The sequence below is a fragment of the Blautia liquoris genome (assembly GCF_015159595.1).
In the GTDB taxonomy this organism is placed as follows: Bacteria; Bacillota; Clostridia; order Lachnospirales; family Lachnospiraceae; genus Novisyntrophococcus; species Novisyntrophococcus liquoris.
This window is the reverse complement of sequence record NZ_CP063304.1, coordinates 2,072,479-2,097,410: the sequence shown is the minus strand read 5'-3', so window position 1 is coordinate 2,097,410 and position 24,932 is coordinate 2,072,479. Positions and strand designations below refer to the sequence as shown.

Here is a 24,932-nt window from a genome sequence, read left to right as displayed (position 1 = left end):
GGAAGGCTCATGTGCTTGTCCGGGTGGTCTTTTTATGATAAAATTTTCAATATGAAACAAAAAAACAAACAAAAAACGGGAGGAATAATGAAGCCATTAATTTTGTGTTATGACAGATGCAGTACCTGTAAGAAGGCTTTGAAGTGGTTGGATGATCAAAATGTTGTATATGATACCCGCCCGATCCGGGAGGAGCATCCGACTGTGGATGAATTAAAGAAATGGTATGAAAAAAGCGGTCTTCCTTTAAAACGTTTTTTCAATACCAGCGGAAATCTTTATAAAGAGATGAAATTAAAGGATAAACTTCCCGGCATGACCGAAGAAGAGCAGCTTCAGCTGCTTGCTGCGGACGGTATGCTGGTAAAACGTCCGCTTGTTGTCGGAGATGATTATGTTCTAACAGGATTTAAAGAAGCGGAATGGGGAAAAATTTACAGAAAGGCACAATCATAATGAAACTTGTAATTCAAAGGGTGACAGAAGCTTCTGTCAGGGCAGATGGAAACATGATTGGACACATCAATCAGGGATTGATGGTTTTGGTCGGAATTGGGCAGGATGATACGATGGAGACAGCAGACAAATATTTGAAGAAAATGCTGGCACTTCGAATCTTTGAAGATGAACAGGGAAAGACGAACCTGTCTTTGGCTGATGTGAAGGGGGAATTGCTTCTGATCTCGCAGTTTACGCTTTATGCGAACTGTCGCAAAGGAAATCGCCCCAGCTTTATCGAGGCCGGAGGACCCCATATGGCTGACGAATTGTATGAATATATGATACAGGAGGCAAAGAAGCAAGTACCTGTTGTTCAGACCGGAGAATTTGGCGCCGATATGAAAGTGTCTCTGGTAAATGATGGTCCATTTACGGTGATACTGGAAGACTTGTAAGCAGGTGATCATATAATCCTGTCTTTTTTGTGTGTATTTTTCATATCAGCTGTACATGCTATGGATAAGAAATATTCCATTGCAGGAGGCTTTAAACTTGAAAAAACATTTTCACGGACAAAATAAACAAAGTTCTTATTTTGAAGGATGGTATTTTAAACAGGAAAATAATACGGAAACACTGGCTGTAATTCCGGCTTTTCATGTGGATGAAAATGGAGAGAAAAGTGTCAGTATGCAGGTTATCACGGGACAATCTTCCTGGTATTTATATTTTCCTGTAAGTATGTTTCGGGCAAGTTCGGACAGACTGGGAGTCAAAATCGGCGAAAATATATTCACAGAAAAGGGAATCCGTTTAAGCATACATGAGGAAGGCATTAATCTGGAAGGGAGTGTGAGATTTGGAAACTTTACACCAATGAAAAAAGAGATTATGGGGCTGTTCTTTTACTTTCCTGGTATGCAGTGCACTCATGAGGTGGAAAGCCTTTATCATGAGTTAAAGGGAGATCTATACTTAAATGGGAATAAAATCAGTCTGGATGGCGGAAGAGGGTATCTGGAAAAGGACAGAGGAAGATCCTTTCCGAAAGAGTATATGTGGACGCAGTGTGGATTTGAAGATCAGGGCGGGGGGTGTATTATGGCAGCAGTGGCAGATGTTCCCTTTTTATTCGGTAGTTTTTCCGGCTGCATTTGCATTATCCTATATCGCGGGAAACAATACAGATTTGCAACTTACCTAGGTGCAAGGGTTGTACTCAATCAAAAAAGTATTGTGGTGATTCGTCAGGGTATCTGGACTCTTCGCATGACTGCCTTGCAGGAAAACCCCAAGATTCTCCTTGCACCCTCGGACGGGAAGTTGGGCCGCGCCATACAGGAAAGTGCTTCATGTCCTGTGCGGTATGAGCTTTTTAGGGGTAAAAAGAGTGTCCTGCGAATTCTGGGAGAGAGAGCCGGGTGGGAGAGGGGCTGATTCATCTCAGCTCATCATAACACAGAGTGTCAAGCAAGATACAACATTAGTTTTTCTGTTCCAGAACGTCAAACAGGTCTTTGGGAGAATTGATTATTCCGTCCGGATCTTTTGCGGATCCAAAACCATAGGATGCATAGATAAAGGGAATGCCTGCTTCTCTGGACGCATTCTCATCGCCATCTGTATCACCCACATAGACAGGGGATGACAGACCGTAGGAATCCATGACTGCACGGATATTGGCTGCTTTAGCCTTTCCGGTATCGCCCGGACAGAGATGACCGGCAAAGTAGTCTGAAAAGTCAGTTACTTTAAGAAAAGTTTCTATGTAACCGGCCGGACAGTTGCTTACAATAAAGAGCCGGTAATTTTTTGAAAGAATCTTCAGTGTATCTTCAAGACCATTATAGAGTGTTCCCGGATGACGAAGCAGAACCCGTTTCTCTTCCTGACAGCAGAGATTCATAAGTTCATTTTGTCTGCTCTTAGTCTCTCCAGTGAAGACATCGGCAGCGATATCGTCCATCATTTTACCGAAAAGCTTTTTTAAGCCGTCTGCAGTTACGCGCTTATTCAAGTCGGTTTCTTCCGCTATGACGCAGTTCCATGCACCGGCCACTGAATCAGTTGAATCCCAGAGTGTTCCGTCCAAATCAAATATTATGCTATCAGTCAATATAAACTCCTTAAAATATATCTGCAGTTGACAGTTACGTTGACCTGTGGCCAATCTCCTCCATTGTAATAAGAATCTGTACAAATTTCAACATTTATTTTGCATTTTTTACTGTTTTGTGGCAAGATAGTAGTATGCGAAAAGAAGAGGATTTGTGAAAGGAAATGTTAGAAAAAATTGTAGAACCACTATTGATGTGGTATGATAAAAACAAAAGAATTCTTCCCTGGCGGGAGACTTTTGATGCATATGATATCTGGATATCGGAAATTATGCTGCAGCAGACACGAGTAGAGGCAGTAAAACCTTATTTTCTCAGATTCAAAACAGCGCTGCCAAAGATGGAAGATCTGGCATCGTGTCCTGAAGACAGACTTTTGAAATTGTGGGAAGGCCTTGGGTACTATAACCGCGTGCGCAATATGCAAAAAGCTGCCATACAGGTTGTGGAGAAATATAACGGGAAACTTCCCGCTGACTACGAACTCCTGAAAACCCTTCCAGGCATAGGAAATTACACTGCCGGGGCGATTGCTTCGATTGCTTATAAAATCCCGGTTCCGGCTGTGGACGGGAATGTTCTTCGCGTAATTGCCAGAATTTCTGAGAATGATGACGATATTATGAAACAATCGATGAAAAACCGAGTGCAGGCTGATCTCATGAAAGTGATGCCAAAAAGCGATCCGGGAGCATTCAATCAGGCACTGATGGAACTTGGTGCTGTCGTCTGCATTCCGAATGGAAGTCCACACTGTATGGTATGTCCGATCGCAGAGAGCTGCAAGGCGAGAAAAGGCGGAAGAATTGATAAATACCCGGTAAAAGGCAAAGCGAAAGCCCGAAGGCTGGAGAAACACACGATTCTTCTCATACAGGACGGCAGCCGTATCGCACTTCATAAGAGACCCTCCCGGGGACTCCTGGCGGGACTTTATGAATTCCCGAACCTGGATGGTTATAAGAGCAGGGATGAGGTTTTGGAACAGGTGAAAGACTACGGACTATCTCCGCTCAGGATTCAGTCTCTTCCGAAAGCAAAGCATATTTTTTCCCATGTGGAATGGGATATGATGGGATATGCAGTTCAGGTTTCAGAGCTTGATCATCCAAAAGATGAAAAGATGTTATTTGTTGAAACAGAGCAGACAGAAAAGAATTATCCTGTCCCAAGAGCCTATTCTGCTTACGCCAGATATGTTAATCTAAATCTTGGACGAGATAAAATATAAGTATAACAGATTGAGGATAAAGGAAAGATGAAACTATTAAGTATAGCAGTGCCGTGTTACAATTCGTCGGCATATATGCGAAAGTGTATTGATTCCCTGCTTGTCGGAGGCGATGAGGTTGAGATCTTGATCATTGATGATGGATCGACAAAAGATGATACTGCCAAAATAGCAGACGAGTATGCGGCAAAATATCCAGATATTGTCCGTACGATTCATCAGGAAAACAAGGGCCACGGGGGAGCGGTAAATACCGGAATTTCAAAGGCAGACGGACTATATTTTAAGGTTGTTGACAGTGATGACTGGGTAAATATTGATGCATATAAGAAGATACTGGAGCTTTTGGATGAAGTAACCAGAGGCCCGAGAACGCTGGATGTACTCATATCTAACTATGTATACGAAAAGGAAGGTGCAAAGAAAAAAAGAGTGATGCGTTATCCACATGAATTCCCGGAAGGGGAGATGTTTGAGTGGAGTGATATCAAAAACCTGCGTATGACGCATTATGTGCTGATGCATTCTCTGATTTTTCGGACTTCTCTTTTAAGGGAATGCGGACTCAAACTGCCGGAGCATACATTCTATGTGGATAATCTATTTGCTTTTATCCCATTTCCATATGTGAAGACCCTATATTATCTGGATGTGAATTTTTATCGGTATTTTATCGGAAGAGCAGACCAGTCAGTCAATGAAGATGTTATGATTGGCAGGGTTGATCAACAGCTCAATGTCAATTATGAGATGATTGAATATATGGGGAGACAGAAATCTCTTAGCAGACCTCAGAGAAAATTTATGCTTCATTCACTGGGAATTATCATGACCGTGTCCTCCATTATGCTGATCCGTGCTGACACGCCGGAAAGCCTTGAGAAGAAGAGACAACTCTGGGATTATCTAAAGAAACACGATCCGCTTGCATACTTTAGCATTCGCTGGGGTCTGACAGGCGGAGCCATGAATCTGCCTGGGAAAGGTGGAAGAAAGGTATCCATAACCGGATATAAGATTGTACAGAAGCTATACGGATTCAATTAGAGATAGGAGTTCACAATATGAGAACTGGAATAGGATATGATGTACACAGGCTTACCAGAGACAGAAAGCTGATTCTTGGTGGAGTTGAAATCCCCTGTGAGATGGGTCTTTACGGTCATTCTGATGCGGATGTTCTGATACATGCAGTGATGGATGCCCTCTTGGGAGCCGCCGCTCTTAAGGATGTTGGATATCATTTTCCGGATACAGATCCTGTTTATAAGGATGTATCCAGTATCAAGCTTCTGGGCAAAGTAAGAGAGATGCTTGAGGAACACATGTATCTGATTGAGAATATTGATGCAGTGATTGTCGCACAGAAACCAAAATTGCGGCCCTATATTGATCAGATGACAAGAAACATAGCAGAGGCGTTAAAAGTTGAAGATAAACAGGTGAATGTTAAGGCCACCACGGAAGAAGGGCTGGGATTTACCGGTCATCTCGAGGGAATATCGGCACATGCTGTGTGCTCAATCGTTCCGGCACTTGACTACATGCAAGATGATCGTGTCTCTTCATCCTGTGCCGGTTGTGGCGGATGCCCGAGACTTGATGCGAAATGATATTGAAATAGTTTGACTTATCAGACAAAGCTATGTTATAATCAGCGGGTAAGGGAGTAGTCGACGGTTAGCCGTGAAAAAGTCAACACTCGGAATTAGATTCCTGGCTTTTGATGAAATGACGAGACTTATCTGTGTTTTCAGATAAGTCTCTTTTTTTAATCATCACGGATACAGGATACCTGTGGAAAGATAATCGGAAGATGAAAGACTAATAATACTTAAAGGAGATAGCTATGAAAGAGTATTTAGCTGATGTGGAACAAGTACTGCAGGATCAAAAATCCACAAAAGACGGATTGAGTTCACAAGAAGCCGAAAAAAGACTTGAGCAATTCGGGAAGAATAAGCTGAAGGAGGGTAAGAAAGACTCTCTCATCAAGCGTTTTCTGGCAGAACTTGCGGATCCGATGATCATTATTTTGATTGCAGCCGCTGTCATTTCCGGAGTTATGGCTGTGGTACATGGAGACTCTTTTGCAGATGTGATCATCATTATGATCGTGGTGATCATCAATGCAGTACTAGGTGTGGTACAGGAGAGTAAAGCAGAGAAAGCAATTGAAGCGCTTCAGCGGATTGCCGCTGCCACATCGAATGTGATTAGAGATGGAAAACAAATCACTATTAAAAGTGAGGATCTGGTTCCTGGGGATATCATTGTCTTGGAAGCCGGAGATGCAGTACCTGCGGATGCCAGAATTATGGAAAGCGCAAGCATGAAGATTGAGGAGGCTGCACTGACAGGGGAATCTGTTCCAGTCAATAAAGTCTGTAAGCTGCTGAATCTGGACGGTCAGAAGGATGTTCCGCTGGGTGACAGAAAGAATATGTGTTATATGGGCAGTACTATTGTCTATGGTCGTGGAGAGGCTGTCGTGACTGGTACCGGTATGAACACGGAGATGGGTAAGATTGCAGATGCCCTTTCTAAGGCTAAAGATGATGAGACACCACTTCAGCGTAAATTGAATCAGCTCAGTAAAACTCTTAGTATTTTGGTACTCGTAATCTGCGTCGTAATCTTTGCTGTCAGTCTTATCAGAGCTGCCGCTTACGGAACCGGAATCAATGCGGAAGTTATCTTAAATGTATTTATGGTAGCAGTATCTCTCGCTGTGGCAGCTATTCCGGAGGGACTGGCGGCTGTTGTGACTATTGTCTTGTCAATGGGTGTTACCAAAATGTCAGCGAAGAATGCAGTGATCCGCAGACTTACTGCAGTGGAGACACTGGGATGTACCCAGATTATCTGTTCTGATAAGACCGGAACACTGACACAGAATAAGATGACAGTAGTTGATCATGCAGGAGATGATGAGGATAGACTGGCCATGGCTATGGCACTTTGCTCGGACGCAAAAGTGGAAGGTGACTGCGATGCCATCGGTGAACCCACAGAGTGTGCTCTTGTAAATGATGCCGGGAAACTGGGAATGCCAAAATATGAACTTGAAAAAAAATACCCTCGTATCGGCGAGGCTCCCTTTGATTCCGGACGTAAGATGATGTCTACGATTCATAAGACAGATGACGGTAACGTCATTCAGTTTACAAAAGGTGCCCCGGATGTTGTTTTAAAGAAATGCACAAAAATTCTGAGAAATGGCAAAGAAGTTGCCCTTGACGATGACACAAGAAAAGAAATTGCACACCAGAACAAAGAGATGGCCGATCAGGCACTCCGCGTACTTTGCGGAGCACAGCGCAGCTGGGATCAGGTTCCTGAAGATCAAAGTCCTGAAAATCTTGAACAAGATCTGTGCTATGTCGGACTTTCAGGTATGATCGATCCGATTCGTCCGGAGGTAAAAGATGCAGTAAGTGAGTGCCGTGAAGCTGGTATCCGCCCTATTATGATTACAGGAGATCATATAGATACTGCTGTTGCAATAGCAAAACAGCTTGGAATTATCAAAAGTGCCGATGAAGCGATTACCGGTGCACAGCTTGATGACATCAGCGATTCAGATCTTCCGGAAAAGATTGAACAGTACTCGGTTTATGCACGTGTTCAGCCGGAACATAAGGTTCGAATTGTTAAGGGATGGAAGAGCAAGGGAATGATCGTAGCCATGACTGGCGACGGTGTTAATGATGCTCCTTCCATTAAGACTGCCGATATTGGTGTCGGTATGGGAATCACAGGAACCGATGTTACAAAGAATGTCGCAGATATGGTACTGGCAGATGATAACTTTGCAACGATCGTATCGGCTGTAGAGGAAGGCCGGAGAATCTATGACAATATCAGAAAGGCAATCCAGTTCCTTCTGGCTTCCAATATCGCGGAAGTTCTTGCTGTGTTTATTGCAACGCTGATGGGATTTACAATCTTAAGACCTGCTCACTTATTGTGGATTAACCTGATTACAGACTGTTTCCCGGCTCTTGCTCTGGGGATGGAAAAGGCCGAGAACGATATCATGCAGCGTGAACCAAGAAATTCCAGAGATGGAATATTCGCCGGAGGCATGGGATTCGATATTGTACTTCAAGGTGCGATTGTAACCGTACTCACTTTACTATCTTATTTTATCGGGCATCGTCTGGAAGCAGGAGTATGGGAAATCACAGAAAGTGCGGATGGTATGACGATGGCGTTCCTTACACTTGCAATGATTGAGATCTTCCATTCCTTTAATATGAGATCAAGAAGAGGATCCATCTTTAAGATGCCTGGTCAGAACAAATGGCTGTGGGGTGCTATGATACTCTCTTTCGTGTTGTCGACAGGAGTGATTGAGATTCCAGTATTTGCCAAAGCCTTCTCGTTTCAGACAATCGAATGGAATGAGTACCTGATTGCTATGGGTCTTGCTATATCGATCATCCCAATTGTGGAAGTTGTAAAGCTAATCCAGAGAAAATTCAAAAAGACGGTCTCATAAAAATCTGCGGTGCTCTTGACTATAAGGGCACTGCTTTTTGCATAATCGGGGTTGACAAAATCTATTCGAATGAATACACTAGTACTATATATTGATGTAGGGGTCAAAAGTAATTTGACCCCTATATACACGGATTACTCCGCACTTTGTGCTCACGTAATCCTACAAACATTCGAAATACACCCTAATCGGGTTGCTTTCTCATGTTTGTGCGGGTCCCAAAGTCATGCTTTTTCATGCAAGCATGAAAAGCATGACCTTTTGACACTGGTATCATATATTATCAAAGGCGTTGAACGGAGAAAGTATCAGGACATCCGAATCTGCAGAGAATGACCGTTATCAGCTGTAAGCGGTCTGATTACGTGACCTGTGAAGTGCCTCCGGGAGTTGATCAGATGAACAGGGATCTCTTTATAGTCTGATTCGTATGGCTGACGTTACAGGCCGATGAAGCGGAATTCTAGTCACTTCCGGATGAAAATCCATGACAGTGCCAGAATTCTGAAAATAAAGTGGGACCACGAAGAATTTCGTCTTTATCAGACGAAATTCTTTTTGATTTTGAACAGGGAGGAACATGCATATGGGATTCATTGCCTATGTAAAAGAAGAATTTTCGGTTATTAAGGAGCGGGATCCGGCAATCAAATCACCGTGGGAGGTGCTTTTGTATCCGAGTTTTCGTGTTATGCTGAAGTATAGAAGAGCCCATAAACAATATCTAAAGGGACATTATTTCAGAGCACGTTTGATCTCGCAGCGAGCAGTGAGGAAGACCGGAATTGAGATTCATCCGGGTGCGACGATAGGAAAGGGTCTGTTTATTGACCATGGTACGGGGGTTGTAATAGGTGAGACGACGATTATAGGGGATAATGTCACTCTCTATCAGGGTGTAACACTAGGTGGAACCGGAAAAGAATCAGGAAAACGACATCCTACACTGAAGGATAATGTCATGGTCAGTGCCGGTGCAAAGCTGCTGGGATCATTTACCGTTGGTGAGAATTCAAAAATTGGAGCCGGAAGCGTTGTTCTCAGTGAGGTGCCGCCAAACTGTACGGTTGTAGGTGTGCCGGGAAGAATAGCAAAGATTAAAAATGTCAAGGTTCCAAGAGATACGATGGATCAGGTACATTTGCCGGATCCGGTTCTGGACGACATTAAAGTATTGCAGCAGGAGAATACAGAACTGACAAATCGTGTTTTAGAGTTGGAAAAAGAGCTGAAATATGTTATAAATGATAGAGAGAAAAGTGATGGTAAGAAAATAGACAGGATCGTTGAATAAAATCAGCCGGAAATTGATTTGCGAAAATCTGATGAAAATATCAGCCGCCATCAAAACAGAGAGGAAAACAGTATGAAATTGTATAATACTTTGACCAGAAAGAAAGAGGAATTCATTCCCCTGAAAAAAGGTGAGATCAGCATGTATGTTTGCGGACCCACCGTGTATAATCTGATCCATATTGGAAATGCACGTCCGATGATCGTATTTGATACAGCCAGACGCTATATGGAATATAAAGGATATAAGGTAAATTATGTCTCGAATTTCACTGATGTAGATGATAAGATTATTGCGAAGGCGATGGAAGAAGGTGTAACGGCCGAGGAGATTTCCCGAAGATATATTGCTGAGTGCAAGAAAGATATGGCAGCAATGAATGTGAGGCCTGCCACGGTTCATCCGCTTGCAACACAGGAGATCCCTGGAATGATCAATATGATTCAGACGCTGATTGACAGAGGTTATGCCTACGATGTGAATGGAACGGTTTACTTCAGAACGAGAAAATTTGATGAATATGGAAAATTGTCACACAAAAATCTGGATGATCTTCGTTCCGGAAACCGTTCTTTGCAGGTGACTGGTGAGGAACAGAAAGAGGATCCGCTTGACTTTGTGCTCTGGAAACCTAAGAAAGAAGGGGAACCGGCATGGAAGTCTCCATGGAGTGACGGACGTCCGGGCTGGCACATTGAGTGTTCGGAGATGTCCAAGAGATATCTTGGTGATGAGATTGATATTCACGCGGGCGGAGAGGATCTGATCTTTCCACATCATGAAAATGAAATCGCCCAGAGTGAATGCTGCAATGAAAAGCCATTTGCAAGATATTGGCTGCATAATGCATTTTTAAATATTGATAATAAAAAGATGAGCAAGTCTCTTGGCAACTTTTTCACAGTACGTGATATCAAAGAAAAGTATGATCTTCAGATTTTAAGATTTTTTATGCTTTCCGCTCACTACAGGAGTCCTCTGAATTTCAGCGATCAGATCATGGATGCATCTAAGAATGCCTATGGACGGATCGTAACCGCGGTAGATCACTGCAAAGATATTATTTGCGCTGCAAAGGCTGAGAAACTGACAGCAGAAGAACAACAAAGTATCCGTGAAATGGGAAACTATCGTGTGAAGTTTGAATCATATATGGATGACGATATCAATACCGCTGATGCAATTTCAGCGATTTTCGAATTGGTGAAGTTTGCAAACACTGAGGTAAAAGAAGAAAGCTCAAGTGAATTTGCCAAGACAGTAAAAGCAGAGATTGTTTCATTGTGTGAGATTCTTGGCCTGATTGTGGACCGAAAAAAAGAGACTCTGGATGATGATATCGAGGAGTTGATAGCAAAGCGCCAGCAGGCAAGAAAGTCAAAAGACTTCGCAAAAGCCGATGGAATCCGTGATCAGCTGACCAGAATGGGAATTGTGCTGGAAGATACTCGAGAAGGGGTGAAGTGGAAGAGAATTTGATGGAAGACAAAAAAGAATTGAATAGTGAACAAATCGAAAAGGAACAAAGTTTAGTAAGCTACCTGAAAAATCAGTTTCATCAGGAGAATGTAGACCTACGGACGTATTCACCTCTTACGCTGGCTTATATTGGCGATGCAATCTATGAGCTGATCATTCGTACGCTTCTGGTTGATGAAGGTAACATGCAGGTGAATAAACTGCACAGAAAGGCAACGGGACTGGTAAAGGCCGAAAAACAATCACAGATGATTGAAATATTAAAGCCACATTTTACAGAAGATGAAATGCAGATCTACAAGAGAGGACGTAATGCAAAATCATTTACCAGTGCAAAGAATGCCAGCATTACGGATTATCGGAGGGCAACAGGTTTTGAGGCGGTGATGGGATACCTTTATCTTGGGGGTGAGTATCACAGAATGATAGATCTGATAAAACTTGGGCTGAGATCATGAGTGGTATAAAATCTATGCAAAGGAAGAGAAAAGAGATGGATAACGGCGAAAAAGATAAGTTTGCGGAGAATATCATAGAAGGCAGAAACGCAGTATTGGAAGCACTCCGCGCTGGAAGAAATGTAGATAAAGTGTATATTCAGGTTGGCAGTCATGACGGTCCTGTCCAGAAGATTGTCCAAGAAGCAAAAAAACAAGATACAGTTATCAGTTATGTGTCAAAGGAAAGACTTACCAAGCTTTCTGGGACAGAGAACAATCAGGGTGTTGCCGCTGTGGCCGTTCCCTATGAATACAGCTCAGTAGATGATATTCTCGAATGTGCAAGAAAGAAAAGAGAGTCTCCGTTCATCATCTTGTTGGATGGAATTGAGGATCCCCACAATCTGGGTGCAATTCTTCGAACAGCAAACCTGGCAGGAGCACATGGCATAATTATTCCGAAACACAGAGCGTGCAGACTCACACCAGCAGTGGCGAAAACATCGGCCGGTGCCATTAATTATACACCGGTTGCTAAAGTTACAAATCTGGGAGCTGCAATTGATAAATTAAAAAAGGAAGGATTGTGGTTCGTATGTGCTGACATGAGCGGAACAAAGATGTATAATCTGGATATGAAGGGACCGATTGGTCTGGTAATTGGCAATGAGGGAACTGGAGTCAGCCGCCTGGTCAGGGAAAAATGTGATTTTATTGCATCAATTCCGATGAAGGGAGACATCGATTCTCTCAATGCATCCGTTGCAGCCGGGATACTTGCTTTTGAAATTGTAAGGCAGCGAGGATAATAATCATGAAAAGATATAGTGATGAATATACAGATGAACAGCTGATTGAGAGACTTCGTGAAGGAGAAAGGGAGATTGCGGATTATCTGGTGGATAAGTACGAGAATCTTGTCCGCAAGAAAGCCCGTGCTCTGTATCTTGCCGGAGCTGACCAGGAAGATTTACTTCAGGAGGGAATGCTGGGGCTATATAAGGCTGTCAAAGAGTATCGGCCGGATAAGGGAGCTTCCTTCTACACTTTTGCGAGTACCTGCGTTTCCAATCAGATGTATAAGGCTGTCACTTCATCACTTCGGCAGAAACACCAGCCGCTCAATGATTCTCTTTCTCTCAATGAGTTGGAAGATGGTACAACGTGGAATCTGATTACAGAGGAAAGTCCGGAGAAGATCTTTTTCGATCAGGAGCGCAGCGCGCATATCGCCAGTAAGATCGATGCCTCTTTAAGCCCGTTTGAAAAGCATGTTTTGAAGATGTATCTGGATGGGGATGATTATATTGAAATAGGAGAAAAGCTGGACAAGCCATCAAAATCCATCGACAATGCACTTCAGAGAATACGAAGAAAAGTGCGGGATACGATGGGAAGATAATAATATGGGTGGACTTTTTTTCGGTTATCTTCTATAATAGATACTAATTTATAAAACACAAGAAGGCTGGTTAATGTAGATGAAATTATTGGAAGATCGCATACGTAAAGAGGGCGTTGTAAAACCTGGTAATGTTTTAAAAGTAGATGGCTTTTTGAATCATCAGATGGATGTGGGACTGTTTAACGAGATGGGCAAAGAATTTAAAAGATTATTTGCAGACTGTCCTGTGAACAAGATTCTTACAATAGAGGCATCAGGAATAGGGATCGCCTGTATTGTCGCTCAGCATTTTAATGTTCCTGTAGTATTTGCGAAGAAGACACAGAGTATCAATATTGATGGAGACGTCTATACATGTAAAATTGAATCATATACACATAAACGCACCTATGACGTGATTGTATCGAAAAAATATATCAATAAAGACGACCATATCCTGATCATCGATGATTTCCTTGCCAATGGCTGTGCAGTGAATGGGCTCATTGAACTAATACAAAGCGCCGGTGCAACAGTAGAAGGTGTGGGGATTGCTGTAGAGAAGGGACAGCAGCCGGGAGGAAAGCTACTGCGCAATCAGGGAATTCGCGTGGAATCACTTGCGATTATTGACAGTATGGATGATCAGACTGGAGAGATTATATTCAGATAACCGGTGCTGCAGTTTTAAGTGAAAACATTGTCAGAAAGGGAGCCTGTTTATGAATGAAGAACGGTGGCATATCATATTTACCGGGAGAGTCCAGTCCGTCGGATTCCGCTGTCGGTCGAAGTATGCTGCTGATGCACTTAGCCTGCGAGGATGGGTACAAAACCTGTGGGATGGTTCTGTCGAGATGGAGGTTCAAGGGCTAAAAGAGGATATTCAAAGTATGATTTCGGCCATACAGACTTCAAGCTATATTCAAATCGAGGATGTCATCTCGAAACAGGTTCCTCTGGAAAATGACAGCGGCTTTCACATCAGATAAAAAAAGCACTTGACAATCCATCTGATGTTTGGTAGAATTTCTTCTTGTAGCGAGCAAAAATTGCTGCTATGCTGATGTGGCTCAGAGGTAGAGCACTTCCTTGGTAAGGAAGGGGTCACGAGTTCAATTCTCGTCATCAGCTTTATTTTTTTATCCAAAAAGGGAAACGGACTATTCCGATTCCCCTTCTCTTACAATATCTTCCAGAACATGCATTAAATCGTATATTGTCTCGATGTGAACGTCTCGTTCCAGAATTACATTTTTTAAATTAACAGACAGCGTTTCAAATTTGTCCCGTACTCCCGGACCTATATAGGATGCCATAATCATCACCTCGGAGATATCATGTGCATTTTTTGAAGATATTATTCATTATTATAATCATCAATGCATACAGGACCGGCCAGTACTTCACGGGCTACATATAAAGTCATGTCATCTCTCGTTGCTGTAGTCCATTTCACCAGAGTCAGACATCTTTTCTCAATTTCAATGCATGTGATGCACCTGGGATGAACACAGCTTCCTGTGTTAAAGAAGGGAGAGGAAGGATCGCCGATCATAGGTCGGTGAGTATGGCCGGTGACCAGAATATGTTTGTGATCACACGCCCATCTTGTCAGACTTTCCTCTGTTTTCCTTTTATGCGTATAATTTTTGGCGGCACTGGTCGGATCCAGAACACCAAACTGTTCTGCCGGCTTCCAGATATAACGTACCAGAAATCGCGCCACTCTCCACCAAGTACTGTTGAGACGGTCAACCTGATGTCCATGCGTGAGGTAAATATCTCTGGCATGGTCTTTTAAGATCATCCCCTCATAGATCTGTATTGCAGGGAAGAGAGGTGTGTCCTGTGCACCGCTGCTGTAATAGTAAGAGGAGAGATTCTTTCTTACAAAACTCGAAGAACGTTTTATCATGTCATGGTTTCCGTAAAGCAGATATAATCGGCTCTTTTCGTAAAATCTTGATAGAAGCCAGAATACGTCACTGTGAATGTCCACAATCTGTCGCAGGGACCGGTTTTCCCATAATTCGTCACCATCTCCTAATTCAATGTAAGTGAATTCTTCCCGGTAGTAATACTTGAGGGCGGCAAAGTAAAGATTCTGATTCTTCAGAAAGTTGTCATTTGAGGTTCCCGTACCTCTGTGACAGTCACTGATCAGAACGATTTTAGAACTCATAGATAACTCAAGGACCGGTGCGTCTGCAAATGCATGATCCAGATGCTTATAATTCATTCTTTCACTTACTTCTAAGTTTGTTATTAGTATTCTATGCTGAAGCAAAGATGAAGGACATAAATACCTGCCATAGGGGTCATACTTCTTTATATCCTGTGTTTCTATAAAATACAAAGCGCTATACTTTGGAAAGATATGCGAAATAGACAATTAGACACCTTCCTTTTTGTCGCTGTTTTTGTCGAAAACTCCTTTACAATAGAAAAAAGTAATGATATCATAATGATAAATATTTATCAGATTCACAATAAAATATTATTACAACAATGCAGGGAGATATATGGCGAGAGAGAAAAAGATGAAAGTTGTTTTCACTTTTCACAGCACGACCCAGGCAATGAAGATGGAAGAAGTCTGTAAGAAGACAGAGACAGCAGGGAGAATCATACCTGTTCCAAGGCAAATTTCGGCCGGATGCGGCATGGCATGGATGGCGGATATAGAAGAACGGAAAAATATAGAGAACATAATAGATCAGGAAAACCTAGAATTGGAGGGAGTTTATGAACTCTTATTGTAAATTATGGATAAATGGTGAAGAAAAAGAATTTGAGGCAGACCGGACACTTATGGACGTCCTGAGGAATGACTGCCATCTGAAATCAGTCAAAGATGGCTGCAGTGAAGGAGCCTGCGGTGCCTGTACCGTGCTGGCAGACGGACGCCCGTTAAAAGCCTGCGTTGCAAAGATAAAGAGGTTCGAGGGAAAACATATACTGACGGTAGAAGGCTTGAGTCAGAGGGAAAAGGATGTGTTTGTCTATGCCTTTGGAAAATGCGGCGCCGTTCAGTGCGGATTTTGTATTCCAGGGATGGTTTTGTGCGGAAAGTCATTGCTTGATAAAAATCCGAATCCCAAAAGAGTCGAGATTGCAGCTGCAATCCGCAACAACATCTGTCGCTGTACCGGATATCAGAAGATTATCGACGGAATTGAACTTGCCGGTAAAATGCTTCGGGAAGAGATTCCAATCGAAGAGCAGGAAAAGATGATCAAAGTCGGATCGGAATTTGCCAAGATTGAAGTAGAGGAAAAGGTACTCGGAACAGCACAATACGTTGACGATATTGAAATCGACGGTATGATTTGCGGAAGTGCCATAAGATCAAAATACCCCAGAGCCAGAGTGTTGTCAATCAATACCGAGAAAGCAAAAGCTCTTGACGGGGTGGTCTGTGTACTGACTGCCGCTGATATTCCCGGAGAGAACAAAGTGGGTCATCTAAAGCATGACTGGGATACGATGATTGCTGTTGGTGACTGTACCCGCTATCTGGGAGATGCCGTTGCACTGGTGGCGGCAGAAACACCAGAGATCCTTGAAGAGGCAAAAAAGCTGGTAGAAATTGAATACGAAGAACTGGAGCCGCTTACATGTCCTGAGGATGCACTCAAACCCGGCGCGCCGCAGCTTCATGAGGGTGGGAATATTCTTGCTCACGAACATCTGACAAGGGGTGACGCCGATCAGGTGATTGCAGATTCAAAATACAAGGTTACCCGTCATTACGACACACCGTGGACAGAACATGCGTTTCTGGAACCTGAGTGTTCGATTGCTATGCCTTTCGATGATGGTGTTTTCATCTATTCCACGGATCAAAGTGCCTATGATATTCAGCGCGAGTGCTGTATTATGTTGGGGCTTCCTCCAGAAAAAGTAATCGTCGAAAATAAATTTGTAGGCGGCGGATTTGGCGGCAAAGAAGATGTCTCTGTCCAGCACCACGCAGCTTTGATTGCTTATCTCACGGGCCGTGTTGTCAAGGTAAAGCTTACCAGACCGGAGAGTATACTGATTCATCCGAAACGCCATTCTTTCTCTATTGATCTGACGACGGCGTGTGATGACGACGGTCATCTGACTGCGATGAAGGCGAAAGTAGTGTCAGATACGGGAGCGTATGCTTCCCTTGGAGGGCCGGTGCTGCAAAGAGCCTGTACCCACGCTGCCGGACCGTACAACTATCAGATTATCGACATCGACGGAATCGCCGTATATACGGACAATCCCCCGGCAGGAGCATACCGCGGTTTCGGTGTGACACAGACGTGCTTCGCAACAGAATGCAACCTGAATCTTCTCGCTGAGATGGTGGGAATTGATCCCTTCGAGATGAGATACAGGAATGCCATCAAGCCGGGAGATGTTCTTCCAAATGGTCAGATTGCCGATGACAGCACCGGGCTGATCGAGACACTTGATGCTGTTCGGGATATTTACTATTCCAACAAATATGTTGGAATTGGCTGTTCACTTAAAAATGCCGGTGTCGGTGTCGGGATACCTGACTATGGCAGGGCCCGTCTCGTGGTAAACGATGGAATTATCGAAATTCATTCTGCCGCGACAGATATGGGCCAGGGTTCGGACACGGTGATGGTTCAGATGGCCGCGGATAATCTGAATCTGCCTGTCACGAAGATTCGCTGGGTCGCACCGAATACATCAACAGCTCCCGATTCCGGTACATCCTCCGGTTCCCGTCAGACGACTATTACCGGAGAGGCTGTTTTACGTGCCTCAGATAAGTTAAAGGAAGCTATGAAAGATCAGACACTCGAGGAGCTGGATGGTCAGGAGTTTTACGGGGAATATCTGGCGAAGACAGATGCCATGGGTACGCCTGTTCCCAATCCTGTTTCTCACGTCGCTTATGGATATGCAACACAGCTGTGCATTTTGAATGAGGATGGTACAATAAAAGAACTGGTTGGATCCCACGAAGTCGGAAAAATTGTCAATCCCAAAGGAGCGGAAGGACAGATCGAGGGCGGTATGGTGATGAGTCTGGGTTATGCTTTGACGGAAAACTATCCGCTGGATCACTGCAGACCTACTGCAAAATTTGGAACGCTCGGGTTGTTCCGCGCAGATAAAACCCCGCCGATCAAGAGTATACTGATTGAAAAAAGCGGAATCAAGACGAGCCGCGGAGCGATTGGAATCGGTGAAATAACTTCAATACCGACTGCGCCTGCTATACAGGGGGCTTATTATAAACTGACAGGTAATTTCCAGACTAAACTGCCGCTTACGGATACTCCTTATGCAAAAAAGAAGAAATAGATAATAAGATCCCTCTGCCGATCCCATGTTCATGAGATCGGCAGAGATCTGCTGTTTATTTCTTTTTATTTTGACACCGATATCTTTGGTAAGAATATCGAATTCGCACCTTGAGATACTGGTGATACCCCACAATCTGTGATACAATGATACCAATGAGCTTCAAAGTGTCAGGCAATTGTCGGAGACAAAAGACAGCGGTTATTGCAGATTAGAAAAAGGGGAATACTACATGGATAAAAGGTTATCTTATAAGATGAGTATCAGATTATTTGAAGAAAACAAAGCATTTGGGCCAGGTATCGCAGTTCTGCTTCATAAAGTTGATGAACTGGGGTCTCTTCAGAAGGCGGCTCTGTCTATGGATATGGCTTACAGCAAAGCATGGAAGATGATCGCAGCCATGGAAAAACAGTGGGGGTTTGCACTCACTACCCGTGAAACGGGGGGACGACATGGCGGAGGATCCTCTCTTACAGCCAGAGGCAAGATACTTCTTGGGCAATACGATGAATTCATGAAAGCTGCAAGAAGTAATGTCGATGAACTGTTTGATTATTATTTTTCCAAAGACTGGCTGGAACAGTTAAGGCAGATGGAAGAAAAATCAGATGAGAAACCAGAATCTTCTGACCGCAATCTCTAAGACAAATAAGAATGAAAGGAAGCGTTCACATGATAAAACAAGAACCTGTTGTGTTTTGCAAGGGAGGAGGGTGTACAGCAAAGCTGGGGCCTTCAGTTCTTGCCAGAGTTCTGGACAAGCTGCAAAAAAAAAGAGATCCAAATCTGCTGATCGGTTATGACAGTTCTGATGATGCAGCTGTTTATCGGCTGACCAGGGATCTGGCTGTAGTACAGACACTTGATTTTTTTCCGCCGATGGTAGAAGATCCTTATACCTTTGGACAAATTGCGGCTGCGAATGCGTTGAGCGATATCTATGCGATGGGAGGCGATGTGAAGACAGCACTGAATATCGTCTGTTTCCCCGAGAGTATGGATATGAACATTCTCGGGGCTATCCTGCAGGGAGGAAATGAGAAGGTACAGGAAGCAGGCGGTACACTGGCAGGCGGCCATTCAATCAATGATGAAAGTATTAAGTACGGGTTATCAGTTTTTGGCACGATACACCCAGATCATATTCTGGCGAATAATACCTGTCATGTGGGAGATGCTCTTTTGTTGACAAAGCCCCTTGGAGTGGGAATTGTATGTACCGCACAGCATGTAGGAGGAGCTTCCGCACAAGCCGTAGATTCTGCGATCCAATCGATGAGTATGATAAACAAGTATGCATCCGAAATTGTGAGAAAGTATCGTACACATGCTTGCACCGATGTGACGGGATTCGGATTTCTGGTTCATCTGTGTGAGATGATGGATGAGCGTTTTACCGCAGTGATTGACAAAGACAAGATTCCGTATATACAGGAATGTAAGGACTATGCCGAAGAGTTTTATCTCACAGCGGCTGCCCAGCGAAACAGGAATCATGTCGGGGGTAAAGTTCAGTTTGTAGATACTTCGTTTGCCATGGAAGAGATTCTTTTTGATCCCCAGACGTCGGGAGGACTTTTGGTCAGTATGGATGCGGAGGATGCAGGGAAGGCTTTCGAGGAACTGAAAACTCTGGGCCTGTCCTGCAATATAGTGGGAACTGTGGAAAAAGGACAGGAAAAAAAGGTTATTGTGCGCTGAGAGAAAAGAATTGAGATCATTCAGCGAAAGAAAGGAGATATGATATATGATTCGTTTAGATGAAAGAGGAAAAGAGTGTCCCATACCAATAATTGAGGCAAAGAAAGCCTTGGAAAATGCTCCGGTTGGAGAAATCTGTGAGGTCATTGTTGACAATGAAATTGCGGTTCAGAATCTCAAGAAGATGGCAGAGCATAAGGGCTATAGCTTTGGGGTTCAAAGAAAAAGTGCTCAGGAGATGATTGTAAGGATTTCAGTCTCCGGTGAGGGAACACAGACAGTACAGGTGGATTCTGAGGATGCGGTCAGCTATGCGGACTGTAAAGTATCTATGACAGAGGATGGAATAAGAAAGGGAATGATTGCTGTCATTTCTTCGGGGACGATGGGCACGGGCGATGAAAAACTTGGAAAAACTCTGATGAAGGGTTTTATTTATGCACTTACACAGCAGGACATCATGCCTGAGACAGTACTGCTGTATAACGGGGGTGCATTTTTATCTTGTCAGGGCTCGGATTCTGTACAGGATCTGAAGACTCTTGAAGAAAAAGGTGTAAAGATCCTGACCTGTGGAACTTGCTTAAACTACTATGATCTTAGTGAGAAACTGGAAGTGGGAACCGTGACGAACCTATACGAGATCGCGGAAAAGGAAACAGCGGCATCAATTATTATTCGACCCTGAGGAGCAGATGAATTGAAAAGTAAAATTAAATCCTGCGATAAACTGATTATAGTAAGAGGCGGTGGGGATATCGCAACCGGAACGATTTATAAGCTGTGGAAATGTGGATTTTCTGTCCTTGTTCTCGAGACTTTGACTCCGTCGTCCATTCGCAGATTTGTCTCTTTGTCAGAGGCTGTCTATGACGGTGCGGCCAAAGTTGAGGATCTGACTGCCAGACGGGTAAGATCTCTGGATCAGGCATGGGAGGTAATTCAAGAAGGGGATGTCCCAGTCATGGTGGATCCTGATTGCAAGATATTGAATGAAGTCCGCCCTTACGCTCTGGTTGATGCGATTCTTGCAAAGAAGAATCTAGGCACAACAAGGGACATGTCCGACATCACGATTGGGCTCGGTCCCGGTTTTACCGCCGGTATGGATGTCGATCTCTGCGTGGAAACGATGAGAGGGAATGATCTTGGAAGAGTGATAGAACACGGTTCTCCACTCGCAAACACCAATACACCTGGTGTGATTGCAGGATATGGGAAAGAAAGGGTGATTCATTCACCGGCAGCCGGAGTATTATTGGCTTCACATAAAATTGGAGATATCGTCAAAAAAGATGAAGAAATTGCTGTGATTGCAGCACCAGACGGAGAATGCGTGCCGGTGAAAGCTACTTTAAGCGGTCTTTTACGCGGGATGATCCGAGACAATTATCCTGTTACGAAGGGATTTAAGATTTGTGATATCGATCCCAGAAAGAGTGAGTATGAAAACTGTTTTCGAATATCCGATAAAGCCCGCTGCGTGGCCGGAGGTGTTCTGGAAGGCATCTTATACCTTGGCAGACGTTTAAACGGTGCGGTGATACAGGAGGAAAAATATGATCTATCTTGACAGTGCGGCCACCAGTTTCTATCGTCCGCCACAGGTTGCAGAGGCGGTTGCACAAGCAATCAGACATATGGGAAACAGTTCAAGAGGGGCTTATGAAATTTCACTGGAGACATCTCGCATCATCTATCAGACACGTTGCCTGATAGATGAGCTTTTTAGCGGAGAAGGTCCGGAGCAGACTGCTTTTACGATGAATTCTACAGAAAGCCTGAATACAGCGATTAAGGGGCTTCTGTCTCCAGGTGATACAGCTGTCACTACAGTCCTTGAACACAACAGTGTTCTGCGGCCGCTGTATGAGATGGAAGAGCGCGGGGTGAAACTCGAAATCATCGGATGTGACAATCATGGAGTGCTTGACTATAAGGCAATGAAAGAGGCCATAGAAAGAAGGCCGAAACTGGCAGTGTGTACCCATGCGTCGAATCTTTGCGGTAATCTGACAGATATCAGGCGAATAGGTTCGTGGTGTGCTAAAAGCAAAGTTCTGTTCGTTGTAGATGCATCTCAGACAGCTGGCATCTTTCCGATCGATATGCAAAAGGACCATATTGATGTCCTATGTTTTACCGGACATAAGAGCCTGATGGGGCCGCAGGGAACTGGCGGACTTTGCGTTAAGAAAGATGTTCAGATACGACCTCTTTTAAGTGGGGGAAGCGGGATACAGACCTATTCAAAAACACATCCAAACGAAATGCCGGCGGCGCTAGAGGCAGGAACGATGAATGGACATGGGATTGCAGGACTTCAGGCTGCACTTTTATATCTGAAGGAGCAAAAGACTGATATGTTGAGGGAAAAAGAACAAGATCTTGCATGGGATTTTTACAGTCAGGTCAAAAAGATACCGGATGTCCACATCTATGGTGATTTTTCTTCAAAGAATCGTGCACCAATTGTGACATTGAATCTTGGCGATGAAGATTCTGGTGCGGTGAGTGATTTTCTGGCTGAAGAATGTGAGATATATACAAGAAGCGGGGGTCACTGTGCACCTTTGCTTCACCAGAGATTTCGGACAGAGGATCAGGGGAGTGTGAGATTCAGTTTTTCACATTATAATACACAGGCGGATGTTGACGCGGCAGTGAAAGGACTCAGATGCTATTGAGAGAAAAGACAGGTATAAGAAAACCCTTTGTCTGGTCTTTTGTAGGAGCAGGCGGGAAAACGACAGGGATTTTTTGTATAGCAGAATATCTTCAGAGGAAGGGCTTTCGTGTGCTTGTGACTACAACCACACATATGGCGAAACCTGATGGGAACAACTTTGTATCAGGGGAGTGTGTGGATGATATTAGAAGAAAGCTGGATGAGAGAGGTTTTTGTGTTGCTGGTATCTCTGTCACTGAAAGGAAGATAAAGGGAATCTCCATGGAAACGGTGGATGAAGTTCTTAATTTTGCCGATGCTGTTCTGATAGAAGCCGATGGTTCAGCTCGTCTGCCCTTTAAGATACCCGCGTCATACGAACCAGTTATCTATCCGAAGACGGACAGGATTCTGGTTACAGAAGGCTTAAGTGCTCTTGCCCGTCCGGTCAGTGAAATTTGTCATAGAAAAGAGTTGTTCTGCGAACTGACAGGTCTTTCTTCCCAGGACCTGTTAGATGAAGAAAAGATGGCAGAGGGAATTGTAAAAGGATATCTGTGCAGGATGAGAGAGGAATTTCCGGATATATCCCTTGCGGTGATTCTAAATCAGGCAGATGATAAGACAAGAGAAGCTGCCGGCGAGAAAGTAGCAGAGAACGTAATCAGTCTGTGGAACCGACACAAGAATGTACCGCAGGTTTTGGTGTATCCTTTGTCATGGAGGCGGATCAGAGAGAATAAGGAGGATTTGGATTGGCTGTTCATATGATTGTCCTCGCAGCAGGTTTCTCAAAGAGATACGGAAAAAACAAACTGCTGACAGTTTTTCAGGGAAAGCCTTTATATCTGCATGTGATTGATCACCTGTCCAAAATTAAAAAAATAAAAAGTGAAAAAACTACACTTACCGTGGTGACCCAATATCAGGAAATTGTTCGGGAAATGGAAAAAAGAAAGATTTCAGTTGTCTGCAATAACCACAGTGCTGATGGAATTTCCTCTTCACTGCAGATGGGGCTTAATTTTGTTCTGAGGAATCTCTCTGATGGGAAAGAAGATAACGAAAAAGAGTATTTTTGTTTTTTTGTCGGAGATCAGCCTTATCTACAGCACGAAACGATAGAGCTATTTCTGGAAGGGTATCTGATGAGTAAGAAAGGCATAGGCTGTCCAAGAGGTGGGGATAGAAATGGAAATCCGGTGATATTTTCAAACAAATATATCGATGAATTGATGGCTCTCAAGGGGGATGTAGGTGGAAAAAAAGTACTCAGATCACACAAAGAGGATGTGTACTTTTATGATGTGATAAATAAGAAAGAATTGTTCGATATCGATCGACCCGAAAATCACTTATGACTACCTGATAAAAAATTATTATAAAATGATAAAAAATTATTGACAAGATGAAAAAAATAGTGCATACTATAGTGGTAAAGTCATTTTGACAAAACTCCATAATCCATTTATTGATTCAAGGGGACAGAATTTATTCTGTCCCCTTGTTTTTGTAAGAGATATGGATTTGTTCTTCCATTAGCATGGTTTTGGCGGCGGGGGTGGTTTCCGTGGAGGATTTACAAGTATGATGTCATCACCAATCTGACATATGCAATCCCAGGGAATGATAATATCATTATCCCGACCAAACAAACCGCCAAATCTTCCGGGACCGGGGATGATGAGTGCAGTGATCACTCCAGTCTCGCGATTGAACTCCACGTCTATCGGGCAGCCCAGTGATTTACAGTCACAGATATTAATTACTTCTTTTTGCCGCAGGTCGATAACACGCATGTCAGAACCCCTTTTTTCTCAGTATATGTTGACAGCAAAAGGATTAGACTTTATACTAGAGCTAATCTTGAAAGGGGATGAATGATAGATATGAGATGCCCATTTTGCAACCAGGATAATACCAGAGTAGTGGATTCCCGGCCGGTAGAGGAGAGCAATGCGATAAGACGCCGCCGTCTTTGCGATGCCTGTGGGAGACGTTTTACTACTTATGAAAAGGTAGATACCATACCACTGATTGTCATCAAAAAAGACCAGAACCGGGAACAGTATGACCGGCAGAAAATAGAGTCCGGAGTTCTTCGGGCATGCCATAAAAGACCCATAGCTCTCCAGCAGATCAAGGAATTGGTCGATTCTGTGGAGAATGAAATATTCAACAGAGAGGAAAAAGAAATTCCCAGCAGCGTCATTGGAGAACTGGTGATGAACCGTCTCAAAGATCTGGATGCTGTGGCCTATGTAAGGTTTGCTTCAATCTATCGGGAGTTTAAAGACGTAAATACTTTTATGGATGAACTAAAGAAGATGCTGAATTAGAAAAACTGAAAGGCT

The 24,932-nt window shown here is 43.6% G+C and carries 28 protein-coding genes, 1 tRNA gene and 1 other annotated feature; of the genes, 25 read left to right on the top strand and 4 right to left on the bottom strand.

The window, feature by feature from the left end:
* Positions 1-87: 87 nt before the first annotated feature.
* From INP51_RS09685 to INP51_RS09675, 3 genes are all read left to right on the top strand, one after another.
* The gene (locus INP51_RS09685) at positions 88-456 is read left to right on the top strand and encodes an arsenate reductase family protein (RefSeq protein ID WP_193734656.1); all 369 of its coding nucleotides are present in this window, start codon (positions 88-90) and stop codon (positions 454-456) included.
* Complete coding sequence (dtd, locus tag INP51_RS09680; RefSeq protein ID WP_193734655.1) at positions 456-896, top strand: D-aminoacyl-tRNA deacylase; 441 nt, start codon at positions 456-458, stop codon at positions 894-896. Before INP51_RS09685 ends, dtd begins: the two co-directional genes overlap by 1 nt.
* A 97-nt stretch (positions 897-993) precedes the next feature.
* The gene (locus INP51_RS09675; RefSeq protein WP_193734654.1) at positions 994-1,878 is read left to right on the top strand and encodes a tocopherol cyclase family protein; all 885 of its coding nucleotides are present in this window, start codon (positions 994-996) and stop codon (positions 1,876-1,878) included.
* Positions 1,879-1,924: 46 nt separating this feature from the next.
* On the opposite strand, the gene INP51_RS09670 is transcribed toward INP51_RS09675, so the two are convergent.
* The gene (locus INP51_RS09670) at positions 1,925-2,557 is read right to left on the bottom strand and encodes an HAD family hydrolase (protein WP_193734653.1); all 633 of its coding nucleotides are present in this window, start codon (positions 2,555-2,557) and stop codon (positions 1,925-1,927) included.
* A gap of 164 nt (positions 2,558-2,721) precedes the next feature.
* Here INP51_RS09670 and mutY point away from each other — a divergent pair, with 164 nt between their 5' ends.
* From mutY to INP51_RS09610, 12 genes are all read left to right on the top strand, one after another.
* The gene (gene mutY, locus INP51_RS09665) at positions 2,722-3,789 is read left to right on the top strand and encodes an A/G-specific adenine glycosylase (RefSeq protein ID WP_193734652.1); all 1,068 of its coding nucleotides are present in this window, start codon (positions 2,722-2,724) and stop codon (positions 3,787-3,789) included.
* 27 nt (positions 3,790-3,816) lie between these two features.
* Positions 3,817-4,836: a glycosyltransferase family 2 protein gene (locus INP51_RS09660; protein ID WP_193734651.1), complete on the top strand. Its 1,020-nt coding sequence runs from the start codon at positions 3,817-3,819 to the stop codon at positions 4,834-4,836.
* A 17-nt stretch (positions 4,837-4,853) separates the two neighbouring features.
* Positions 4,854-5,402 carry a 2-C-methyl-D-erythritol 2,4-cyclodiphosphate synthase gene (ispF, locus tag INP51_RS09655; RefSeq protein WP_193734650.1) on the top strand — a complete coding sequence of 183 codons (549 nt, stop codon included), beginning with the start codon at positions 4,854-4,856 and terminating at the stop codon, positions 5,400-5,402.
* A 236-nt stretch (positions 5,403-5,638) separates the two neighbouring features.
* On the top strand, positions 5,639-8,293 hold the full coding sequence (locus tag INP51_RS09650; protein WP_193734649.1) for a calcium-translocating P-type ATPase, PMCA-type: 2,655 nt from the start codon (positions 5,639-5,641) through the stop codon (positions 8,291-8,293).
* Between the two features lie 283 nt (positions 8,294-8,576).
* Positions 8,577-8,837, top strand: a binding site (T-box leader).
* A 42-nt stretch (positions 8,838-8,879) separates the two neighbouring features.
* Positions 8,880-9,587 (top strand): serine O-acetyltransferase EpsC, encoded by a 708-nt coding sequence (gene epsC / locus INP51_RS09645; RefSeq protein WP_193734648.1) that lies wholly within the window; start codon positions 8,880-8,882, stop codon positions 9,585-9,587.
* Positions 9,588-9,659: 72 nt separating this feature from the next.
* A complete protein-coding gene (cysS, locus tag INP51_RS09640; protein ID WP_193734647.1) occupies positions 9,660-11,066 on the top strand; it encodes a cysteine--tRNA ligase in 1,407 nt (468 codons plus the stop codon).
* Positions 11,066-11,524 (top strand): Mini-ribonuclease 3, encoded by a 459-nt coding sequence (locus tag INP51_RS09635; RefSeq protein ID WP_193734646.1) that lies wholly within the window; start codon positions 11,066-11,068, stop codon positions 11,522-11,524. The genes cysS and INP51_RS09635 overlap by 1 nt, the downstream gene beginning before the upstream one ends.
* A 35-nt stretch (positions 11,525-11,559) precedes the next feature.
* On the top strand, positions 11,560-12,315 hold the full coding sequence (rlmB, locus tag INP51_RS09630) for a 23S rRNA (guanosine(2251)-2'-O)-methyltransferase RlmB (protein WP_193737326.1): 756 nt from the start codon (positions 11,560-11,562) through the stop codon (positions 12,313-12,315).
* Between the two features lie 5 nt (positions 12,316-12,320).
* On the top strand, positions 12,321-12,908 hold the full coding sequence (locus tag INP51_RS09625; RefSeq protein ID WP_193734645.1) for a sigma-70 family RNA polymerase sigma factor: 588 nt from the start codon (positions 12,321-12,323) through the stop codon (positions 12,906-12,908).
* Positions 12,909-12,987: 79 nt separating this feature from the next.
* Complete coding sequence (locus tag INP51_RS09620; RefSeq protein ID WP_193734644.1) at positions 12,988-13,563, top strand: xanthine phosphoribosyltransferase; 576 nt, start codon at positions 12,988-12,990, stop codon at positions 13,561-13,563.
* Positions 13,564-13,612: 49 nt separating this feature from the next.
* Entirely contained in the window at positions 13,613-13,882 is a 270-nt protein-coding gene (locus tag INP51_RS09615) for an acylphosphatase (protein WP_193734643.1), read from the top strand.
* Between the two features lie 70 nt (positions 13,883-13,952).
* Positions 13,953-14,024 (top strand) — tRNA-Thr (locus INP51_RS09610).
* A 29-nt stretch (positions 14,025-14,053) separates the two neighbouring features.
* On the opposite strand, the gene INP51_RS09605 is transcribed toward INP51_RS09610, so the two are convergent.
* Together INP51_RS09605 and INP51_RS09600 are read right to left on the bottom strand one after the other, a co-directional pair.
* Positions 14,054-14,209: a hypothetical protein gene (locus INP51_RS09605; protein ID WP_193734642.1), complete on the bottom strand. Its 156-nt coding sequence runs from the start codon at positions 14,207-14,209 to the stop codon at positions 14,054-14,056.
* A gap of 41 nt (positions 14,210-14,250) precedes the next feature.
* Entirely contained in the window at positions 14,251-15,132 is an 882-nt protein-coding gene (locus tag INP51_RS09600) for a metallophosphoesterase (protein ID WP_193734641.1), read from the bottom strand.
* Positions 15,133-15,415: 283 nt separating this feature from the next.
* Here INP51_RS09600 and INP51_RS09595 point away from each other — a divergent pair, with 283 nt between their 5' ends.
* The 9 genes from INP51_RS09595 to INP51_RS09555 all read left to right on the top strand — a co-directional run bounded on the left by INP51_RS09595 (position 15,416) and on the right by INP51_RS09555 (position 23,939).
* Positions 15,416-15,655 (top strand): DUF3343 domain-containing protein, encoded by a 240-nt coding sequence (locus INP51_RS09595; RefSeq protein ID WP_193734640.1) that lies wholly within the window; start codon positions 15,416-15,418, stop codon positions 15,653-15,655.
* Positions 15,639-18,206: a selenium-dependent xanthine dehydrogenase gene (gene xdh / locus INP51_RS09590; protein ID WP_193734639.1), complete on the top strand. Its 2,568-nt coding sequence runs from the start codon at positions 15,639-15,641 to the stop codon at positions 18,204-18,206. The genes INP51_RS09595 and xdh overlap by 17 nt, the downstream gene beginning before the upstream one ends.
* 232 nt (positions 18,207-18,438) lie before the next feature.
* The gene (locus INP51_RS09585; RefSeq protein ID WP_193734638.1) at positions 18,439-18,852 is read left to right on the top strand and encodes a winged helix-turn-helix domain-containing protein; all 414 of its coding nucleotides are present in this window, start codon (positions 18,439-18,441) and stop codon (positions 18,850-18,852) included.
* Positions 18,853-18,881: 29 nt separating this feature from the next.
* A complete protein-coding gene (gene selD, locus INP51_RS09580; RefSeq protein ID WP_193734637.1) occupies positions 18,882-19,910 on the top strand; it encodes a selenide, water dikinase SelD in 1,029 nt (342 codons plus the stop codon).
* A gap of 49 nt (positions 19,911-19,959) precedes the next feature.
* On the top strand, positions 19,960-20,598 hold the full coding sequence (yedF, locus tag INP51_RS09575; protein ID WP_193737325.1) for a sulfurtransferase-like selenium metabolism protein YedF: 639 nt from the start codon (positions 19,960-19,962) through the stop codon (positions 20,596-20,598).
* Between the two features lie 12 nt (positions 20,599-20,610).
* On the top strand, positions 20,611-21,483 hold the full coding sequence (gene yqeB, locus INP51_RS09570) for a selenium-dependent molybdenum cofactor biosynthesis protein YqeB (RefSeq protein WP_230406760.1): 873 nt from the start codon (positions 20,611-20,613) through the stop codon (positions 21,481-21,483).
* Positions 21,470-22,597 (top strand): aminotransferase class V-fold PLP-dependent enzyme, encoded by a 1,128-nt coding sequence (locus INP51_RS09565; protein ID WP_193734636.1) that lies wholly within the window; start codon positions 21,470-21,472, stop codon positions 22,595-22,597. Before yqeB ends, INP51_RS09565 begins: the two co-directional genes overlap by 14 nt.
* On the top strand, positions 22,588-23,349 hold the full coding sequence (yqeC, locus tag INP51_RS09560; RefSeq protein ID WP_193734635.1) for a selenium cofactor biosynthesis protein YqeC: 762 nt from the start codon (positions 22,588-22,590) through the stop codon (positions 23,347-23,349). The genes INP51_RS09565 and yqeC overlap by 10 nt, the downstream gene beginning before the upstream one ends.
* Positions 23,334-23,939, top strand: coding sequence for a nucleotidyltransferase family protein (locus tag INP51_RS09555; protein ID WP_193734634.1), 606 nt, complete (start codon positions 23,334-23,336; stop codon positions 23,937-23,939). The genes yqeC and INP51_RS09555 overlap by 16 nt, the downstream gene beginning before the upstream one ends.
* Positions 23,940-24,116: 177 nt before the next feature.
* On the opposite strand, the gene INP51_RS09550 is transcribed toward INP51_RS09555, so the two are convergent.
* Positions 24,117-24,377: a YlmC/YmxH family sporulation protein gene (locus INP51_RS09550; protein WP_193734633.1), complete on the bottom strand. Its 261-nt coding sequence runs from the start codon at positions 24,375-24,377 to the stop codon at positions 24,117-24,119.
* 90 nt (positions 24,378-24,467) lie between these two features.
* Here INP51_RS09550 and nrdR point away from each other — a divergent pair, with 90 nt between their 5' ends.
* A complete protein-coding gene (gene nrdR / locus INP51_RS09545; RefSeq protein ID WP_193734632.1) occupies positions 24,468-24,917 on the top strand; it encodes a transcriptional regulator NrdR in 450 nt (149 codons plus the stop codon).
* Positions 24,918-24,932 lie beyond the last annotated feature (15 nt).

Excerpts from the sequence above, each read along its gene's own strand:
- INP51_RS09605 (WP_193734642.1), bottom strand. The coding sequence starts at position 14,209 with ATGGCATCCTATATAGGTCCGGGAGTACGGGACAAATTTGAAACGCTG.
- epsC (WP_193734648.1), top strand. The coding sequence starts at position 8,880 with ATGGGATTCATTGCCTATGTAAAAGAAGAATTTTCGGTTATTAAGGAG.
- dtd (WP_193734655.1), top strand. The coding sequence starts at position 456 with ATGAAACTTGTAATTCAAAGGGTGACAGAAGCTTCTGTCAGGGCAGAT.
- ispF (WP_193734650.1), top strand. The coding sequence starts at position 4,854 with ATGAGAACTGGAATAGGATATGATGTACACAGGCTTACCAGAGACAGA.
- rlmB (WP_193737326.1), top strand. The coding sequence starts at position 11,560 with ATGGATAACGGCGAAAAAGATAAGTTTGCGGAGAATATCATAGAAGGC.
- INP51_RS09625 (WP_193734645.1), top strand. The coding sequence starts at position 12,321 with ATGAAAAGATATAGTGATGAATATACAGATGAACAGCTGATTGAGAGA.
- mutY (WP_193734652.1), top strand. The coding sequence starts at position 2,722 with ATGTTAGAAAAAATTGTAGAACCACTATTGATGTGGTATGATAAAAAC.
- INP51_RS09595 (WP_193734640.1), top strand. The coding sequence starts at position 15,416 with ATGGCGAGAGAGAAAAAGATGAAAGTTGTTTTCACTTTTCACAGCACG.
- INP51_RS09650 (WP_193734649.1), top strand. The coding sequence starts at position 5,639 with ATGAAAGAGTATTTAGCTGATGTGGAACAAGTACTGCAGGATCAAAAA.
- INP51_RS09615 (WP_193734643.1), top strand. The coding sequence starts at position 13,613 with ATGAATGAAGAACGGTGGCATATCATATTTACCGGGAGAGTCCAGTCC.
- INP51_RS09600 (WP_193734641.1), bottom strand. The coding sequence starts at position 15,132 with ATGAATTATAAGCATCTGGATCATGCATTTGCAGACGCACCGGTCCTT.
- INP51_RS09550 (WP_193734633.1), bottom strand. The coding sequence starts at position 24,377 with ATGCGTGTTATCGACCTGCGGCAAAAAGAAGTAATTAATATCTGTGAC.
- INP51_RS09565 (WP_193734636.1), top strand. The coding sequence starts at position 21,470 with ATGATCTATCTTGACAGTGCGGCCACCAGTTTCTATCGTCCGCCACAG.
- xdh (WP_193734639.1), top strand. The coding sequence starts at position 15,639 with ATGAACTCTTATTGTAAATTATGGATAAATGGTGAAGAAAAAGAATTT.
- INP51_RS09660 (WP_193734651.1), top strand. The coding sequence starts at position 3,817 with ATGAAACTATTAAGTATAGCAGTGCCGTGTTACAATTCGTCGGCATAT.
- selD (WP_193734637.1), top strand. The coding sequence starts at position 18,882 with ATGATAAAACAAGAACCTGTTGTGTTTTGCAAGGGAGGAGGGTGTACA.
- yqeC (WP_193734635.1), top strand. The coding sequence starts at position 22,588 with ATGCTATTGAGAGAAAAGACAGGTATAAGAAAACCCTTTGTCTGGTCT.
- INP51_RS09585 (WP_193734638.1), top strand. The coding sequence starts at position 18,439 with ATGGATAAAAGGTTATCTTATAAGATGAGTATCAGATTATTTGAAGAA.
- cysS (WP_193734647.1), top strand. The coding sequence starts at position 9,660 with ATGAAATTGTATAATACTTTGACCAGAAAGAAAGAGGAATTCATTCCC.
- nrdR (WP_193734632.1), top strand. The coding sequence starts at position 24,468 with ATGAGATGCCCATTTTGCAACCAGGATAATACCAGAGTAGTGGATTCC.
- INP51_RS09620 (WP_193734644.1), top strand. The coding sequence starts at position 12,988 with ATGAAATTATTGGAAGATCGCATACGTAAAGAGGGCGTTGTAAAACCT.
- INP51_RS09635 (WP_193734646.1), top strand. The coding sequence starts at position 11,066 with ATGGAAGACAAAAAAGAATTGAATAGTGAACAAATCGAAAAGGAACAA.
- INP51_RS09685 (WP_193734656.1), top strand. The coding sequence starts at position 88 with ATGAAGCCATTAATTTTGTGTTATGACAGATGCAGTACCTGTAAGAAG.